The 17727-nt window shown below is 35.3% G+C and carries 15 protein-coding genes; 4 read left to right on the plus strand and 11 right to left on the minus strand.

Annotated elements, in window-relative coordinates:
- The first annotated feature begins 26 nt into the window (after nt 1–26).
- The 3 genes from JOD96_RS04080 to JOD96_RS04090 all read left to right on the plus strand — a co-directional run bounded on the left by JOD96_RS04080 (nt 27) and on the right by JOD96_RS04090 (nt 4566).
- Nucleotides 27–2807, plus strand: a complete 2781-nt coding sequence (locus JOD96_RS04080) for a M4 family metallopeptidase (RefSeq protein WP_209562987.1) — start codon at nt 27–29, stop codon at nt 2805–2807.
- A gap of 83 nt (nt 2808–2890) precedes the next feature.
- Nucleotides 2891–3973: a DNA polymerase IV gene (dinB, locus tag JOD96_RS04085; protein ID WP_209562988.1), complete on the plus strand. Its 1083-nt coding sequence runs from the start codon at nt 2891–2893 to the stop codon at nt 3971–3973.
- Between the two features lie 92 nt (nt 3974–4065).
- A complete protein-coding gene (locus JOD96_RS04090; protein WP_209562989.1) occupies nt 4066–4566 on the plus strand; it encodes a PAS domain-containing protein in 501 nt (166 codons plus the stop codon).
- Nucleotides 4567–4779: 213 nt separating this feature from the next.
- Here JOD96_RS04090 and JOD96_RS04095 read toward each other — a convergent pair whose 3' ends face one another.
- From JOD96_RS04095 to JOD96_RS04140, 10 genes are all read right to left on the minus strand, one after another.
- Nucleotides 4780–6384 (minus strand): fumarate hydratase, encoded by a 1605-nt coding sequence (locus tag JOD96_RS04095; RefSeq protein WP_209562990.1) that lies wholly within the window; start codon nt 6382–6384, stop codon nt 4780–4782.
- A 69-nt stretch (nt 6385–6453) separates the two neighbouring features.
- Entirely contained in the window at nt 6454–7194 is a 741-nt protein-coding gene (locus tag JOD96_RS04100; protein ID WP_209562991.1) for a hypothetical protein, read from the minus strand.
- A 4-nt stretch (nt 7195–7198) separates the two neighbouring features.
- On the minus strand, nt 7199–7660 hold the full coding sequence (gene tnpA, locus JOD96_RS04105) for an IS200/IS605 family transposase (protein WP_209562992.1): 462 nt from the start codon (nt 7658–7660) through the stop codon (nt 7199–7201).
- 736 nt (nt 7661–8396) lie between these two features.
- Nucleotides 8397–9836 carry a nucleoside recognition domain-containing protein gene (locus tag JOD96_RS04110; protein ID WP_209562993.1) on the minus strand — a complete coding sequence of 480 codons (1440 nt, stop codon included), beginning with the start codon at nt 9834–9836 and terminating at the stop codon, nt 8397–8399.
- Nucleotides 9837–9946: 110 nt separating this feature from the next.
- The gene (locus tag JOD96_RS04115; protein WP_209562994.1) at nt 9947–11020 is read right to left on the minus strand and encodes a winged helix DNA-binding domain-containing protein; all 1074 of its coding nucleotides are present in this window, start codon (nt 11018–11020) and stop codon (nt 9947–9949) included.
- Nucleotides 11021–11099: 79 nt separating this feature from the next.
- Nucleotides 11100–11813 carry a 3'-5' exonuclease gene (locus tag JOD96_RS04120; RefSeq protein ID WP_209562995.1) on the minus strand — a complete coding sequence of 238 codons (714 nt, stop codon included), beginning with the start codon at nt 11811–11813 and terminating at the stop codon, nt 11100–11102.
- Between the two features lie 136 nt (nt 11814–11949).
- The gene (locus tag JOD96_RS04125; RefSeq protein ID WP_209562996.1) at nt 11950–12420 is read right to left on the minus strand and encodes a methylated-DNA--[protein]-cysteine S-methyltransferase; all 471 of its coding nucleotides are present in this window, start codon (nt 12418–12420) and stop codon (nt 11950–11952) included.
- A 95-nt stretch (nt 12421–12515) separates the two neighbouring features.
- Complete coding sequence (locus JOD96_RS04130) at nt 12516–13331, minus strand: NAD(P)H-binding protein (protein WP_209562997.1); 816 nt, start codon at nt 13329–13331, stop codon at nt 12516–12518.
- 63 nt (nt 13332–13394) lie between these two features.
- A complete protein-coding gene (locus tag JOD96_RS04135) occupies nt 13395–13844 on the minus strand; it encodes a GNAT family N-acetyltransferase (protein WP_209562998.1) in 450 nt (149 codons plus the stop codon).
- Nucleotides 13829–14731 (minus strand): LysR family transcriptional regulator, encoded by a 903-nt coding sequence (locus tag JOD96_RS04140; protein ID WP_209562999.1) that lies wholly within the window; start codon nt 14729–14731, stop codon nt 13829–13831. Before JOD96_RS04140 ends, JOD96_RS04135 begins: the two co-directional genes overlap by 16 nt.
- Nucleotides 14732–14879: 148 nt before the next feature.
- Between JOD96_RS04140 and JOD96_RS04145 the strand changes: the two genes are divergently transcribed.
- A complete protein-coding gene (locus JOD96_RS04145) occupies nt 14880–15275 on the plus strand; it encodes a rhodanese-like domain-containing protein (RefSeq protein ID WP_209563000.1) in 396 nt (131 codons plus the stop codon).
- A gap of 55 nt (nt 15276–15330) precedes the next feature.
- On the opposite strand, the gene JOD96_RS04150 is transcribed toward JOD96_RS04145, so the two are convergent.
- Entirely contained in the window at nt 15331–17727 is a 2397-nt protein-coding gene (locus JOD96_RS04150; RefSeq protein ID WP_209563001.1) for a M28 family peptidase, read from the minus strand.

Below are 17727 nucleotides of genomic sequence, written 5' to 3' on the forward strand. Positions count from 1 at the left end.
TAATCAACCAAAATTCAACTTTGCTTATGAAAAGTACTTTACCCAAAATTGTAGGGACAACTGTTGCTGCTCTTACATTTTCGCTGTCTGGATTTGCTCAAACAGATAAAAGAATAAATCAAAAAAGTTTATCCGAAAACGGACAACCAAGTTTAATTACTTTCAATGAGAAATCAACCTACAAAGGTTCAGATTATCAGACGGTATTTAAAGAACAATTGGCATTGAAGGACAATCAGTCTTTTTCTAAAATCAAAACACAATCGGACCGCCAGGGTTTTATACATGAAAAATTCCAATTGTACGAACAGGGAATTAAGGTAGAATTTGCCACTTACACTCTTCATTCTAAAAATGGAAAACTGGAATCAATGAATGGTGAGTTTTACAAAATTGAGAATGCAAAAGTAAAACCATCACTTTCTGCTCAGGAAGCTTTCAACAGAGCTGTTGCTCACACTGGCGCAAAACAATACTTATGGGATTCTCCACAGGATGCCGCTGCAATGGATTATGTAAAACCAAAGGGCGAATTGGTTTTCTTACCGGACATGGACAATCAGGGAAAAGACAGAACAAGTGATAAAGTTCGTTTGGCATATAAATTTGATATTTATGCCACAAATCCTTTGAGTCGTGGCGATTTGTATATTGATGCCATTACAGGAAAAGCGTTATTCTATAATGCTACAATAAAACATCTTGGTGAAAATCCTCATGGAAAATCAAAATCTGAGAATGTAGTCGATAAAGAAAACAGCTTAAAAGCAAAAACGACAATTGTGGCTGCAAATGCTGCAACTCGTTATAGTGGCACGCAGACTATTCAAACCACATTAAGCGGATCTTCTTATATTCTCCTTGACGGAACACGCGGAAACGGAATCCAGACTTATAACTCTGCAAGAACAGCGACGTATCCAACAACCAATTTTACAGATGCAGATAATAACTGGATCGAATACAATAACACAAACAAGGATAACGGTGCACTTGATGCGCATTGGGGAGCCGAAATGACTTATGATTACTGGTCTGCCATACACGGTAGAAACAGTTATGATGATGCCGGCGCAAAAATCAAAAGTTATGTGCATTATAATTTGGTTGCAGCAGGTTATCCAAGTAACAATAATGCCTTCTGGAACGGAAGTGTTATGACATATGGCGACGGAACCGGAACCGGAGGATTCGACATCTTAACATCAATAGACGTTGCAGGTCACGAAATAGGCCACGCAGTTTGTACTTATACAGCAAATCTTGCTTATCAAAAAGAATCAGGTGCTATGAATGAAGGCTTCTCTGATATTTGGGGAGCTTGTATAGAATATCGTGCAGCACCAACAAAATCTACATGGTTAATTGGAGAAGATATCGAAAGAAGATCTGGACATGCTGCTTTGCGTTCTATGAGTGACCCAAATTCAGAAGGTCAGCCAGATACATATGGAGGAACATATTGGATTAACGTAAATTGTACGCCAACAAACAGTAATGACCAATGTGGTGTTCATACCAATTCTGGAGTTTTAAACCACTGGTTTTATATCCTTGCTATTGGTAAAACAGGGACAAATGATATTGGGAACGTTTATAACGTAACTGGAATTACAATTGATAAAGCAGCAAAAATAGCTTATCGTTTAGAAAGTGAATATTTGTCTTCTAATTCAACTTATGCAATTGCCAGAACTTATGGTATACAATCTGCAATTGATTTATACGGAGCAGGTTCTGCTGAGGTTATTGCAACAACAAATGCTTTTTATGCAGTAGGAATTGGTGCAGCTTATTCCGGAGGATCAGGAGATACAACTCCACCGTCGGCCCCAACTTCTTTGGCGGCTTCTGGTACAACAGCAACAACAACTAATTTGACATGGACAGCTTCTACAGATAATGTAGCAGTAACAGGATACGATATTTATCAAGGTTCTATATTAAAAGGCAGTTCTACAACCACAAGTTATACCGTAACCGGACTTACAGCTTCAACCGCTTATACTTTTTCTGTAAAAGCAAAAGATGCAGCCGGGAATATTTCTGCTTCAAGTAATACAGTCAACGTTACCACAACAGCTGCATCTGTAACGTATTGTACATCAAAAGGGAATAATGCCGCAGAAGAAAAAATTGGTAAAGTTGTATTTGGTACAATTAACAATACCTCTACTGGAACTACGGGTTATGAAAATTTAACTTCAGTTTCTACAAATGCCAGCAGAAGTTCCTCTTATACAATTACAATTACCCCATCATGGGCATCTTCTGTTTATAGCGAAGGATATGCGGTATTTATTGATTACAACCAGGACGGAGATTTCTCCGATTCAGGAGAAACTGTGTGGACCAAGTCGGCTTCGACTACTACTCCGGTGTCAGGATCAATCACAATTCCTGCAACTGCAGCCTTAGGAACAACCAGATTAAGAGTTTCTATGAAGTACAACGGAATACCAACTGCTTGTGAAAGTTTCTCTTATGGACAAGTAGAAGATTATACAGTAAATATTACTACTGCAGGAACTATAGAAGAACCTGCTATTAATGACATTGCATTTGCTGCAGATAATGCAGGCTCAGAAATAACGGTATATCCAAATCCTGTTGATAATGAATTGAGTATATCATTAGCAAACAAAACAGGTGCTACATTTACTATCACAAATACCTTAGGGCAACAGGTTGGCTCAGGTCAGTTATCTGAAAATCCGATTGACGTAAGTAATTTGCATACAGGAATTTATTTGATTGAATTAAAAGGTTCTCAAAAAACAGTTACCAAAAAGTTCATTAAAAAATAAATTCAGTTTAATATATTTGAAAGCCTCGTAATTACGAGGCTTTTTTGTTTTTGCAATGCACAAAAACTAGTTAAATTTGTAGTATGTCTGAAACGCCTACATATCGAAAAATTATCCATATTGATATGGATGCTTTTTATGCATCGGTGGAGCAGATGGACAATCCTGCCCTGCGCGGAAAACCTGTAGCCGTTGGAGGATCAGAGAATAGAGGAGTGGTCTCGGCAGCAAGTTATGAAGCCCGTAAGTTTGGGGTCAGAAGTGCTATAAGTGGTGCTCTGGCAAAAAAATATTGCCCTGAAATTATTTTTGTGCGGCCCCGTTTTGATCGTTATAAAGAGATTTCGAATAAAATTCATTCCATTTTTCACGAATATACAGATTTGGTAGAACCTCTTTCGCTGGACGAAGCTTATCTTGATGTTACCCAAAATAAAAAAGGAAATCCAAGTGCCAGTTTATTGGCTCAGGAAATCAGATTAAGAATTTTAAATGAAGTAGGCCTTACGGCTTCTGCAGGAATTTCTGTCAATAAGTTTGTTGCAAAAATTGCCAGTGATATTAATAAACCAAACGGACAAAAAACAGTAAATCCCGATGAGATTTTGTCTTTTTTGGAAGAATTGCCAATTCGAAAATTTTATGGCGTTGGTAAAGTGACGACGGAAAAAATGTATCAATTGGGAATTTTTACCGGACTGGATCTTAAAGGCAAATCTTTGGAGTTCCTCGAAAAGCATTTTGGAAAATCCGGAGGCTTCTATTATAAAGTAGTGCGCGGCATTCATAACAGCGAGGTAAAACCCTTTCGAATTACCAAATCTGTAGCGGCAGAGCATACATTTGATGTGAATTTATCTTCCGAAATATTCATGTTAGAACAATTAGAAAAAATCGCCACGTCATTAGAAAAAAGATTAAAAAAATATAATATTTCTGGTAAGACAGTAACGCTTAAAATTAAATACAGTGATTTTACACAGCAGACACGAAGTAAAACCCTTCCTTATTTTATTTCAGATAAAAGCCTGATATTAGAAACGGTAGAAGAATTACTGTATCAGGAGCGAATGAAAGATTCTGTAAGATTGCTCGGAATATCTCTCAACAACCTAAATACGGAAGAAAAAAAAGCAATTGCTGTTCAGCTTAAATTTGCATTTTAATCAATCTAAACTATCGCCAATTGTATTTAATTATTTCTTTAGAGGAATTTTCTTTCTATATTTATAGAGAGTAAGTTTATATTATTTTAAAAATGAAAAAAGTAAAATCTGATGAAATCCCATGCCATAATTCGGTGCCAATTATGGCATGGGATTTTCATTATGAGTATCTTAATGAGCTGAAACATATTTTTGCTGATTTAAAAAGAGTTAAAGAACTCTCATCGCAATTTTCATGGAATGAAGAAAACCTGTTTATTAAAGACCGGATTCAGGAAGAAGTTGTGGTAGTGACCGATGCAGACCTCAAAATTGTTTTTGCGTCAAGCGGAATAAAAAAAATGACCGGTTATACAGAAAGTGAAATCCTGGGGAAAACACCAAAAATGTTTCAGGGTTCAAAAACCTCCAGAACAGCCTTAAAAGAAATAAGAAAAGCAATTGATTTGCAAATTCCATTTGAGAAGACAATTCAGAACTACAAGAAAAACGGCAAAACATATAAATGCAAAATCAGTGCGGCTCCGGTTTTTACATTAAAAGGAAAATTGTCGCATTTTATAGCTTTCGAAAGTGAAGATTTAAGTGCCTGAAGTTGAGGTTAAGAGTTAAGAGTTTTGAGTTATGAGTTATGAGTTAAGAGTTAAGAGTTAAGAGTTAAGAGTTAAGAGTTAAGAGTTATGAGTTATGAGTTATGAGGTTCTACGATTTGGTAAAAAATAAAAACCGCCACAAGGCGGTTTTTATTTTATTTAACTGTAAACTTTGAGCCTTTGTCTCTCTGAACCTTTGTACCTCAAAAAAACTTATAAATTCTCAAAAAAATCATTCCCTTTGTCATCAGTAATAATAAAAGCAGGAAAATCTTTTACGGTGATTTTACGAACGGCTTCCATTCCTAATTCTTCAAAATCAACCACTTCTACTTTTAGAATATTATCCTGCGCTAAAATAGCGGCCGGACCACCAATTGAGCCCAGATAAAATCCGCCATAGGTTTTACAGGCGTCAGTAACCTGTTTGGTACGGTTACCTTTGGCGAGCATAATCATACTCCCGCCATGTTTTTGAAATTCATCTACATATACATCCATACGACCTGCAGTTGTAGGGCCAAAACTTCCTGAAGCCATCCCTTCCGGAGTTTTCGCCGGTCCTGCATAATAAACAGGGTGATTCTTAAAGTATTCTGGCATCGGTTGACCCGCATCCAATAATTCTTTAATTTTTGCATGTGCAATATCACGGGCTACAATAACGGTTCCGTTAAGTTTCAAACGTGTTTTTATTGGATATTGAGAAAGTTTGGCCAAGATATCTGCCATTGGCTGATCCAGGTCAATTTCTACAGGAGCTTCTAAATGTGGAGCAGTTTCTGGTAAAAATTGTTTTGGATTTACTTCCAGCTGCTCAACAAAAATTCCGTCTTTAGTAATTTTTCCTTTAATGTTTCTGTCAGCAGAACAGGAAACTCCCAATCCAACCGGACATGAAGCAGCATGGCGCGGTAAACGAATTACGCGAACGTCATGTGTGAAATATTTTCCTCCAAACTGAGCGCCAATCTCACTTTCCTGACATATTTTTTGTACTCTTTGTTCCCATTCTAAATCGCGAAAAGCCTGACCGGCCATATTTCCCGATGTAGGCAGATGATCATAATATCCTGCAGAAGCTTTTTTAACTGCGCTTAAGTTGGCTTCTGCCGAAGTTCCTCCAATTACCAAAGCCAAATGGTAAGGCGGGCAAGCCGAAGTTCCCAAATCTTTAATTTTGGCACGAATAAAAGCATCCATAGACTTATCGTTCAATAACGATTTTGTCTGTTGGTATAAATACGTTTTATTGGCAGATCCACCGCCTTTAGCCATAAATAAGAACTCGTAAGTAGTTCCTTTTTTAGCATAAATATCAATTTGTGCCGGAAGATTTGATCCTGAATTTTTTTCTTCAAACATCGAAATCGGTACAATCTGTGAGTAACGTAAATTGCGTTTTTGGTACGTATTAAAAATTCCTCTGCTCAGCCATTCTGCATCGTCAGCACCAGTATAAATACTTTCTCCTTTTTTTGCCATTACAATAGCAGTTCCGGTGTCCTGACAACTTGGTAACTGGCCTTCTGCAGCAACAGAAGCATTTTGTAATAAATTATAAGCCACAAACCGATCGTTATCTGTAGCTTCAGGATCATCAAGAATTTTTCTTAATTTTTGTAAATGGCTTGTTCTCAGCATAAACGAAACGTCTGTTAGTGCCTCTTCCGCTAATAACTCTAATCCCTTCGGATCTACAGTTAATATTTCTCGTTCGCCAAATTGTTCGACTTTTACAAAATCTGAGGTAATTTTGCGGTATTGTGTCTCATCTTTTAAAATTGGATAAGGATCTTGGTATATAAAATCAATCATTGCTTTGTTTTTTACAAAGTTAAAAATTATTTATCTTAGAAAGGATTTGAATTAGGAGTTTAATTATGTTTAATCCTGTTTATAAAACTCATTAAGACTCATTTTCTTTTCAAAATAAGCTTTGTCTTTTGTTGTAAGTAATTGCTTTTTCCAATGATTCCTTTTTAAAGAAAAAGAGGTTGAATCTGAATAGGTTAGAATTCCGAAATCTTCTGAATCATCATCTGTCGGCTCAAACGCAACAGTTTTGCAATAAAAGGTTTTGGGGTCTTTAGATCCCTCATTCAAAAACTCTGTCCAGGTTCCCCAGCCGCTGTCAGACATGGATTGCCACTGATGCACAAGCTGTAAATTATTGTTTTTTAGGTAATACAGGTAATTCTCATAAGTATACCCGCAAGCAGGATATCCACAATTGATTTTTATAAAAGAGGAATTTTTATCTGACAGATCTGTCAGACCAAATGAACCGCTCCATTCTGAACCTTTTTCATATTGCCTGATAAATACTTTTGAAGAAGCAATTTTGTTTTTATTTTGATAAAAGTCAAGTCTGAATTTTGATGTTACTATACTGTCCTTATCTGCTTTCTGTTCGATAAGATTTGCCAGGATGTAATTTATTAATTCATTTTTGTCTTCAGAAAGAACAATAGTATCAGTTTTTAAAGCTTTATCCTCAATTTCTTTCACATGAAGCGCAACAACTTCAGGTTTTTGATCAGTATCTGAACTTGAAAGTTGATTTTTTTTCTGTTCTTTTTGGCAGCCGGCCAAAAGAATTAAAATGAAAAAATGGGTTATCTTCATGTAATTAAATTAAGTCTTCAAAAATATATTTTTCTTCGTATTGAATATTAAATTTATTTAGAAAGTTTAAATACTCATCATTAAAAGTTTCTTTTTTATGATGCTCCTTTTGATTTTCGATGTATTTACAAACCGCGCCTACTTGTGATCTGCTATAGGAGAATGCACCATACCCTTCCTGCCAGTTAAATTTTGATTTCGATAGTTGGTTATCATTAACAAATTTGGATGATTTTGCTTTTACTATTTTCATCAAATCTGAAATAGAAATATTTGGCTTTAGTCCTAGAAGGCAATGCACGTGATCTTCAACTCCATTTACAATGATAGTTTTGCATCCTGTTTCATTAATAAGATTACCAATTACACCAAGCAATTTTGATCTCCATTCTTCTGAAATTATAGCATCTCGGTATTTTACAGCAAAAACAACCTGTATATAAATTTGATAATAAGTATTTGCCATCTTGAATGATTTTTTAGATGCAAAGTAAATCATTATTGTAGGACAATTTACTTATTTGTAATATTTAACTTTCTTATTTTGATTATATGAATCGTTCCTACGGAACTTTTTGGCGTACCATATTTAATAATCAACGGATTAAAATCCGTTGCTACAATATGAATTGTTCCTACGGAACTTCTAACTCATTCTATAAAGAGCCATTGACTCGATCTATACTGTAGGGCTTTCTTTTTTGATTTTATGAATCGTTCCTACGGAACTTTTGGCGTACCATATTTTCATAATCAACGGATTAAAATCCGTTGCTACAATATGAATTGTTCCTACGGAACTTCTAACTCGTTCTATAAAGAGCCATTGACTCGATCTATACTGTAGGGCTTTCTTTTTTGATTTTATGAATTGTTTCTACGGAACTTTTGGCGTACCATATTTTCATAATCAACGGATTAAAATCCGTTGCTACAATATGAATTGTTCCTACGGAACTTCTAATTCGTTCTATAAAGAGCCATTGGCTCGATTTATATTTTAGGGCCGGGTTTAATCCGGTTATAGAATATCAATAATTTAAAAACAAGAGAGATATATAAATTGTTCCTACAGAACTTTTTAATTCGTTCTATAAAGAGCCATTGGCTCGATATATACTGTAGGGCCGGATTTTAATCCGGTTACAGAATATCCAATAATTTGGAGAGCCATAGGCTTGGTTCATAATTATCTATCCAAATTAAAAAAACCACGTTGCCACAAAAATAGCTGTAATCACACAGATTAAATCAACTAAAAGCATTGTACCTAAAGCATAACGGGTGTTTTTGATATTTACAGAACCAAAGTAAACCGCAATAACATAAAAAGTGCTTTCTGCACTGCATTGAAAAATACTGCTCAATCTCGCTGTAAGAGAATCTGCGCCAAAGGTATTCATAGAATCGATAAGGAATCCTCTTGATCCAGCAGAACTAAACGGGCGCAGCATTGCAACCGGAAGTGCATTTGTAATTTCTTTGCTTACCCCCATATTAGAGAAAACAAAAGCAATACCATCACTGATAATTTCAAATAAACCACTGTTTCTGAAAAGGGAGATAGCCACAAGCATTCCTAAAACATAAGGAAAGATTGTAACTCCGGTTTTAACACCATTATTTGCACCTACCACAAAGCTTTCAAAAACAGTTGTATTAGCATCAGTAAATTTTTTCTCATGAATGAAAGAAAAAATCAAAGTAAAAGCAATAATCGCAATCAATATTAATGCAGAAAGATTTGAAGTAAAAAGGTTTTTACCGATTAAATCCAAATGGTTTACATACATCAACAAACCAATAATCCCGGCAATTAAGACCATTAAGGCAATAACCAGTGAAGCACTTTTGAAGTTGATTTTTTGTTTGATTCCAACAATAAGAAAAGCAGCAATAGTCCCAATAAATGAAGTGATAATGCAAGGAAGCATAACATCGGCAGGATTGCTTGCATTGGCAGCAGCCCGATATCCGATAATAGAAGTAGCAATTAAGGTTAAACCAGAAGCATGTAGGCACATAAACATAATTTGCGCATCACTTGCCTTATCTTTTTCGGGATTTATTTCCTGTAAACTTTCCATCGCCTTAAGACCAAACGGAGTAGCTGCAGAGTCTAATCCTAAGAAATTAGCAGCAAAGTTTAAAGTCATGTATGAAATAGAAGGATGGTTTTTTGGTATACTTGGAAATACTTTTACAAAAACCGGACTTAGCGCTTTTGCTAATTTCCCAGACGCCCCCGATATAATTAAAAGCTCCATTAATCCGCAAAAGAAAGCCAGATAAGCAATTAGCGGCAGAATTAAATCTACCAAAGTACTTTTACAAGTAGGTAATAAACCATCAGATTTTTGAACTCCACTGTAAATTTTTACAGTTTTGTTTTTATAAACGTACGTAGTATCAGCATTTAGCGTATCACGATTGATGATTATCGTCTGATCCGGCGCTGTTTTGATGCTGTCTTTGATAAAGGCAGGAAGCTGTTCTGCATATTTTTCAGAAACCAGAATCGGATCATCTTTTTTTCCATTCAGAACATAATCCATTGTATACGTATCGGCAGTAACCAAACTAACAACAATAAAAACAATCGAAGAAATAAAAATAACTAGCCAGAATCTACTTAGTACCATAATTATATTTTTTTGTAAATGTAATTATTTCAAAATATAATGCACAAAGATTTTAATACTCAAACAGCAAGCTTTTCTATAAAAACGCTCATATTCTGCAAAAATTTATATTATTCAATACTAATTTTAGATTCTAAATAGCTTTCAAAAGGTTTGATCGCTTCAAATAGAATCTTTTTTTTGTGCGTTTCAGTTTCATTAAAAAATTGCGTTTCAATCTTAGTATGATCTTTTTTAATGGTTCTTTTCCACGTTCCAATAACTTTTCCGTTTTCTACAATTATAGGTTTAAAAATGCCATTGTTGGTAAAAGCCTTCGATTGATGCTCGAGCAAAATAGAAGCTTCACGGGTTTTATACGAAATCAAAATCTCGTCAAACGCCGGAAGAAAATGTACGCTTTCCTGATAATTTCCCATTTTCGGATTAGTTTTTCCAAACCAATAATCCTGATTATCAATGGTAATACAGTTTAATTGCAATCTAATTGCGTTAATAGTTGTTTTGCAAATTGTGGGTGAAAAACCGGACCACCAAGAGAAATCAGGTAGCGTTGCAGGTCCGTGGCTTTCAAAATAGCGCAGGGCTAATTTAGCCAGCCCTTCTTCTCTGGATAATTTATTTTTTGGTTTAGAAACCCTTTCTTCAAGCAAAGCATAAGTAATTTGTTTGCCTTTTCTCTTCCCATTGCAGACCAAACCATCAAGTTCAGCATTCATCATAATGGCAGCACTTAGAAAATCGCCACTCGAAGTTTTCTTAATATTCAGTTCCTGCATGATTTCATCACGCGTCAGATGATTATTTCCGGCTAATAGCTTTTCAATTGAAACCTTAATCTGTTCAAGCATTTTAGTATCATAACCAAATTTTTTAGCAGCCGAAATTGTCAGGGGTTTAACCTGAGGTCCTGAAATATCGAGCATCCAGTAAATATCTTCTGAAGAAACAAAATGCCAGGTCGGACGCAAAATATGGGTTCTGATGATTTTTGCCGAATTAATTGCTTCTTCTATTTCTTTTTCGGTGGCATCACAACGTGAACCAATCGCCCATTTTGCCATCGAATAATCCTGCGCCTGCATAGCGCCCAAATGATGTACAATTTCCTGAGGAGAAATTGGACTTGTTTTGTGTAACTTTTGCGAAACAAGTCTATGATGTGATATTTCCTGATAAGTCATTTTCTAAACCATTTAAATCCGAAGCGAATATTTGAACCTTTGAGACTTTGTGCCTTTGCAGCTTTGTACCTTCAAAAAACTATACATGAATAATTTCATCATCGATTAATAAATCTTCACGGCGTAAACGCAGAAAAATCTGAGCTACGGCAATCGTATCTTTTTCGCAGTATGTTACAATACGGTCAATATCTTTTTCGACATAAAAAACATGTGCGACCTGGCTTCCGTCAATATCGCCTTTTGGCGATGGTACACCTAGAATCTTTGTTAATAGTTTTAAAGAAGTAAAATGTTTGTAATCGCCAAACTTCCATAATTCGAGAGTATCCAAATGTGGAATCTCCCAGGGTTTTTTTCCAAATAAATTTAATTTGTCCGGAATAGCAATTTGATTGATAATCATTCGGCGAGCCAGAAACGGAATATCGAATTCCTTTGCATTATGTCCGCACAAAAGATGTTGTGGCTGATTAAAATGATTGTTCAGCAAATTATTAAAGTCTTTTAAAATCTTCACTTCATCGCCAAAGAACGATGTTACACGAAAATTTCGAATATCGCCTTTTATTGTAAAGTACCCAACCGAAATACAGATGATCTTTCCAAATTCAGCCCATATTCCCGCGCGGTCATAAAATTCTTCGGGCGTAAAATCATCTTTTCGCTGATATTGTGTTTTAAGATCCCAAAGCGATTGCATTTCAGCGTCAAGCAAATTAAAATTCTCTTCTTCGGGGACAGTTTCTATGTCCAGAAATAAAATGTTGTTGAGGTTTATTTTTTCGATCATATTTTTTACCACGAATTTCACGAATTTCCACTAATTGTTTGTGGGCTAAATTTACGCAAAATGGATTTATCTGCAGGAATTTTAAAAAAAAGAACGAATTTTCTCAAAAAAAAATATGAATTCGTTCTGAGGATCTTTAGAATAAGCTTTGCTGTTTTATTGGATTTTCATGTTCCAACAGCCATTTTTTACGCCATATTTCTCCGGCATAACCGGTAAGGGAGCCGTTTGTACCAATTACACGATGGCAAGGAACCACAATCCAAAGTGGATTTTTACCATTTGCAGATGCTACAGCCCGGATCGCTTTGATGTCGCCGAGCTTTTTGGTCTGATCCATATAACTAACCGTTTTTCCGTACGGAATTTCTAATAGTGATTTCCAGACTTTTTGTTGAAATTCTGTTCCTTTAGGATTTAGTTTTAGAGTAAAATCAGTTCTTTTTCCTTCAAAGTATTCATTTAACTGTAAAACAGCTTCCTGAAGCACTTCTGGTACAACAGCAGAAATTTCTCCTTCTTTCATAACCGAAATAACCGAAATGCCATCTTCATCACCAGTTATTGTAGTGATTCCAAGGGGAGAATTAATGTAAACTGTTTCCATAGATTTACCGTAAGCGTTTACGCAAAGTTCGCAAATTTTTCTTAAGCATATAAGTTATTTAAGTTCTGCGGTTATTTTTTAAACTAACTTACAGTTTAATAATTTTGAAGTTGAAATTTATAGTTTAAAACAGTTTCAACTTTTTCACTTGAAAGAACCTTTTTGATATTTGATTTTTCAGAACTGAATTTTGGTAATTTTAAGTTTAGATCAAGTGCTTTTTGTGTATAATATACTTCTCGGGTTGGATGAAATGGCGCTACAGCATTAAAAATTTCATTCCATTTTGACTGGTTAATGATTTCCAGAATCACTCCAATACAATCATTTTGATGAATCAGATTAACAGGTGCGTCCGGATTTTCAAGATTTTCTTTTCCGGACAAATGCTTAACCGGCTGACGATCTTCACCAATTAATCCTCCAAAGCGAATAACAGTAGTATTGAAAGCTGAATTGTTTTGCAAAACTGCTTCTGCCAAAACAAGTTGTTTGCCGCTTTCTGTGTCGGGGTTTGGATTTGTTTTTTCTGTGATTAATCCGTTTTCATTTCCATAAACAGAAGTTGAACTTACAAAAAGTACTTTTTTGACACTGGACTTTTCTATAAAGGGAATCAAATTGGTGATTTTTTCGACAAAAACTTTCTTTTCTGTATCCGGATTATTTCCGCGTAGTTTAGGCGGAATATCTATTATAAGTATATCGCTTTCTGCTAAGAAATCATTTATAGTTTCAGAAACACTTTCGCTTTCAAGCGTAACCAAAAACGGATTTATTTTAAAGCTTTCCAAAATTGAAAGTTTGTTTTCTGATGTTGTTGAACCTTTTACAAAATTTCCTTCTGCGATTAATTTCTTCGCCAAAGGCAAACCTAGCCAGCCACAGCCGAGTATACTAATTTTTTTCATTTCATTTTTTAAGGTTCAAGCGTCAGAAACACAAGATTGTTCACAAATTGCGAGATTAAATCTTTACAAAGTTAGGGTAAATCGAACTTTATCTTTGCCCTTTGCACCAATTCTGTGGTAAAATTTTATAGCTCTTTCGTTAAATTGAGGAGTTTGCCATTGAATATTTACACAGTCTTTTTCTATTGCAATTTGTTTTAGTTTCTCAATTAAAATTTCTCCAATTCCAAAACTTCTTACTTCCTCTTCCAAAAACAAGCAATCCATATGCATAAAACCGGCCGCATCCCAGGTTGAGTAATCAAAAGTATAAGAAACATATCCAACAATTGTTTCATTTGCAGCAACAACCAGACAATGCAATTTTGGATTCTCCTCAAACAATGCTTTTTTTAGCCTTTTTTCCTTTCCTTCCGGAGAAAAATCCGCTTTTTCATATTCAGCATGCTTTTGGCATAAAACAATCAATTTGGGTAAATCTAACGGTTCACAATTTCTTATTGAATATTCCATTGAAGATTGATTTCGGTTTGCAAAAAGGTGATAAAGTGGTGAAAATAATTCGGGTAATGTTGATTTTCCCGAACGGCAATAAAATGTTTTCGTTTCAAACCGTTTTTACCAATCTTAATTGCTTTTATGGGACTGGTTTTTAAATGTGGGAGCAAAGCCCATTTTGCCATCGACATGACACCCATATCGGCTTTGACCATTTCTAGTGAAGCTTCTGTTAATGGCATGGGCGTTATTTTTTTTGGAGTGACTTTGGCAGGCGCCAAAACAAACTGATGAATCGTAACCGTTTCCATCGGAAGTGAGTGAATCAGTAAATGTTCATTGATAAAATCCTCTGCAACTACATATTTTTTATCTGCCCAGGAATGATTTTCAGAAACAACCATAACGACTTCATCCTGAAAAAGCTCCGTATACCTGATATTGGTGTCTTTTATCTGGTCGCTTACAATGGCAATGTCAATTACATTTTCTAATAACTTTTGTAAAGGAATATGTGTAGCTTCTGCCACAATTTTTAATTCAACATTGGGATACAAAAGATGGAATTGTTTTAAAACCGAAGGAAGCCAGTGATAACTTGAGAAACATTCGGTACTAATTCTGATTTCACCATATTCACCAAAAACCATTTGTTTGATCTGAGTTTCGGTTTCAGAAAGCTTCTCCAGAATTTCGTTGGCGGTTTCGTAGATTTTTACTCCGGCCTGTGTTAAGACCAGCTTTTTGTTCATTCGCAGGAAAATAGCCGTTCCCAATTGATATTCAGCTTCTTTAAGCTGATGACTCAAAGCCGATTGTGTCAAATGAAGTTTGTCTATTGCTTTGGTAATGCTTCCTTCTTCGACTATAGCTTTTATCAATCGTAAATGTCGTATTTCCATTTTTTGAGAATTAGTATACAAAGGAACAAAATTTTAAGTTGCTTTTTCTATGAAAAAAAGTAATGAAATTGATGAATTCTTTTCGTTTTTATCACGCTTTGGGTTATGCTACTTTTGAAAAAGCAAAATGATAAAACCTTAATTAAAAATGGAAGCACAAATTAAACATTATGAAAATAAACTGGCATTTGAAATGGATCCTTCTGATTTGTTTGATGCCTTAAACAATGGGGAAAAAGTAGTAGTTATAGATGCCCGAAAAGCATTTGGTTTTGAAGCAGAGCATATTCCAACGGCGATTAATATTCCGCATCGTGAAATGACTTCTGAAAGTACAAAACATCTTGATAAAGAAATTTTATATGTCACTTATTGCGACGGAATTGGCTGTAATGCTTCGACAAGAGGCGCGCTGAATATGACAAAACTAGGCTTTAATGTAAAAGAGTTAATTGGCGGAATAGAGTGGTGGAAGTTTGACGGTTATGCCACTGAAGGCACAAATGGTGTTAAAGCAGGATTAAAAATAGAATGTACCTGTTAATGAAAAATGGCAAACTTTTAATTAGAAAGTTTGCCATTTTTTATCTTTAGTACTATTATTCAGGTTGAACAGTTGGTTTCAAACTGTCTTTGACAATTACTGCGCTGTCTTTTACCGGTACCGCTTCAATAGTTGTTTTGAGAGGTGCGGTATATCTCTTTATTTTCTGTTGAATCAAAACAGCATCATTTAAAACAAAAGGTGTAGGCATCATCCATTCACTTCTAGGCTTGATGTTAAACAGCGGATTTGTCATTAAATCAAAAGAACTTTCAATAAGGTCCATATCAAAAACAGATGATTTATTGATATAGAAATCCAAAACAAGAGGTTCATTGCCAACTACATAATAACATAAAATTTTTATATCATCACGTTCCAGACGATTTGATTTTTGCCCCGAAGTTTCTACTCCGTTAGCCTTAAAGTTGTAAAACGTCATTTTTGGATTAGCATAAATATCGTAACGATTCACTTTTCGGTTTGGTGTGATTTTTATTTTTAAATATCTGTTATTGCCTACAACACTGTCTTTTATAAAAGTTATAGTTGGTTTTGGAACATCAACTTTGGGTGCAATGGCACTGTAACTAAAAGTTGAGTTGTATTTGCTGGCAATCGGAAGTCCGTTTAGGCCAACTGCTTTCTGGTTCATTTGTCCCAGATAAGATTTTGTCCAGTCATCAAGGTTTGTGTCATAAGTAGTCCAGACTGCCGAATCGTTATCAGCATTATAAACATACAATAAACTGTTAGATTTAGCTTTTCCTTGTTCATAACCGGAATGAATACCTGCGTACACAAAAAAGCCAATTGAAATAACAAAGAACAGCATCGTCCAGACTCCTTTTTTAGAAAATGCCCCAAATACCGGGAGCAGTAATCCAAAAAGCAAAACAGTAAGGGCGGCGCTTCCAAAAAGTATTTTTAAACCCAACCCAACCGGGAACATTACAATAAATGGTGCAACAATTGCCAAAGCAGGAATGCTGAATAGTAAATTCAGCCCTAAGCTGTAATGTTGCGTGATGACGAAAATTCCAAATAAGAATATCCCAAAGTAAACCGGAATAATCAAAAATCCTGCTCCGGCCAGGCTATTGGCCAAATAAGCATTAATAATTATCCAAAGTAACAAAGGGGCTACGAAATGATTCATCGTAATTTTTCCTTCTGAAAAATGATGATAAAAAGCAAAACAAATCGCAATGCTTAGTGTTACGAAAGCTCCAATGTAGGCATGCCCGTTATAAGTGAATCCGTTTAAAAAATCAGAATATTGCGGATATATTTCCCCAATAATTTTCCATCCTAAAAAGGTAACCAGCCCTGCTATTATAATTGATCCCAAAAACGGAACAAATCCTCTGAAAATTTCTCTGAAGCTGATTACGCGTTTTACTTTTCCGATGAAAATAAAAACAATTAATAATCCTAAGGCAACAAAAGTCATTGGGGCAACCCATTCAAAAGGATAACTTATAAAATATCCAAAGGGGGCATTAAAATATACATTGTCTTTTGTACTTGCTGTTGAATTTAAATCAATATTCGAGAAATACTTCATTAAAGGCATCAGGTAAGTTCCCTGATGCGTAAGTGTAGTTTTGTTTAAATGCTGAATATCATCTTGTTGAGTGTGATAATTAAAGTGCCCGTCGATAAAAGCAAAATTAAAACCCTGAATATTTCCCTGTTCCCTGAAAACGGTCAGATCGGTATCATTAGGGAGCATTTTGTAAATGCTGTACATCAATGAATTTGAAACCGGAAATTTAGTTTTTGCGTTCGCAAATTCCTTTACAAGAGCTTCGTTTCCTTTGTTGGTTTCCATGAGCATATAACTCGGCCCAGAAGAACCTCTGGCTTCAAAATTTAAAACCAAACCAACATCTTTAGCCCACGGATGTTTGTTTACAAAAAGAGCCGCACCGTTTAATCCTAATTCTTCTGCATCAGAAAAGAGAATAATAATGTCATTTTTGTGAGGTTGGTTTGAATATAAAAAAGCACGGACACCTTCTAGAATGGTTGCAACTCCGGAGGCGTCATCACTTGCTCCTTTAGAAAATGAGTGTGGGGCACTATCATAATGGGAAAGAAGCAAAAGTGCTTTTGAGTTATCAGATCCTTTTATCCGCGCGAGAATGTTTTTTGATTTTACCAATAAACCCTTGTCATTAAGTGTAAAACCTTCCTGAACAGAAGTTTCTAAACCAATTCGGTTTAGCTCAAGTTTAAGATAATTGGCAACCAGTTCATGATTTGTCGAACCTACAAAATGGGGCTTTTGCGATATGATTCTGACTTGGTTAAATGCTCTCTCTGTCGAAAATTCTGCCAGCGCTTCCTCATTTTTAGAAACCCACTGAGGCATCATTGTTGCGTATATTATACCCAAAATGGCAATAACGCATAGAAAAGCTAGTATTGAAGTAGGATTTTTTTTCAT

The organism is Flavobacterium sp. 1355, from assembly GCF_017833415.1.
Classification (GTDB): domain Bacteria; phylum Bacteroidota; class Bacteroidia; order Flavobacteriales; family Flavobacteriaceae; genus Flavobacterium.

Coding starts and splice junctions, on each gene's coding strand:
- JOD96_RS04125 (WP_209562996.1), bottom strand. CDS start 12,420: ATGGAAACAGTTTACATTAATTCTCCCCTTGGAATCACTACAATAACT.
- tnpA (WP_209562992.1), bottom strand. CDS start 7,660: ATGGCAAATACTTATTATCAAATTTATATACAGGTTGTTTTTGCTGTA.
- JOD96_RS04100 (WP_209562991.1), bottom strand. CDS start 7,194: ATGAAGATAACCCATTTTTTCATTTTAATTCTTTTGGCCGGCTGCCAA.
- JOD96_RS04080 (WP_209562987.1), top strand. CDS start 27: ATGAAAAGTACTTTACCCAAAATTGTAGGGACAACTGTTGCTGCTCTT.
- JOD96_RS04090 (WP_209562989.1), top strand. CDS start 4,066: ATGAAAAAAGTAAAATCTGATGAAATCCCATGCCATAATTCGGTGCCA.
- JOD96_RS04130 (WP_209562997.1), bottom strand. CDS start 13,331: ATGAAAAAAATTAGTATACTCGGCTGTGGCTGGCTAGGTTTGCCTTTG.
- JOD96_RS04095 (WP_209562990.1), bottom strand. CDS start 6,384: ATGATTGATTTTATATACCAAGATCCTTATCCAATTTTAAAAGATGAG.
- JOD96_RS04120 (WP_209562995.1), bottom strand. CDS start 11,813: ATGATCGAAAAAATAAACCTCAACAACATTTTATTTCTGGACATAGAA.
- JOD96_RS04115 (WP_209562994.1), bottom strand. CDS start 11,020: ATGACTTATCAGGAAATATCACATCATAGACTTGTTTCGCAAAAGTTA.
- JOD96_RS04150 (WP_209563001.1), bottom strand. CDS start 17,727: ATGAAAAAAAATCCTACTTCAATACTAGCTTTTCTATGCGTTATTGCC.
- JOD96_RS04140 (WP_209562999.1), bottom strand. CDS start 14,731: ATGGAAATACGACATTTACGATTGATAAAAGCTATAGTCGAAGAAGGA.
- JOD96_RS04145 (WP_209563000.1), top strand. CDS start 14,880: ATGGAAGCACAAATTAAACATTATGAAAATAAACTGGCATTTGAAATG.
- JOD96_RS04110 (WP_209562993.1), bottom strand. CDS start 9,836: ATGGTACTAAGTAGATTCTGGCTAGTTATTTTTATTTCTTCGATTGTT.
- JOD96_RS04135 (WP_209562998.1), bottom strand. CDS start 13,844: ATGGAATATTCAATAAGAAATTGTGAACCGTTAGATTTACCCAAATTG.
- dinB (WP_209562988.1), top strand. CDS start 2,891: ATGTCTGAAACGCCTACATATCGAAAAATTATCCATATTGATATGGAT.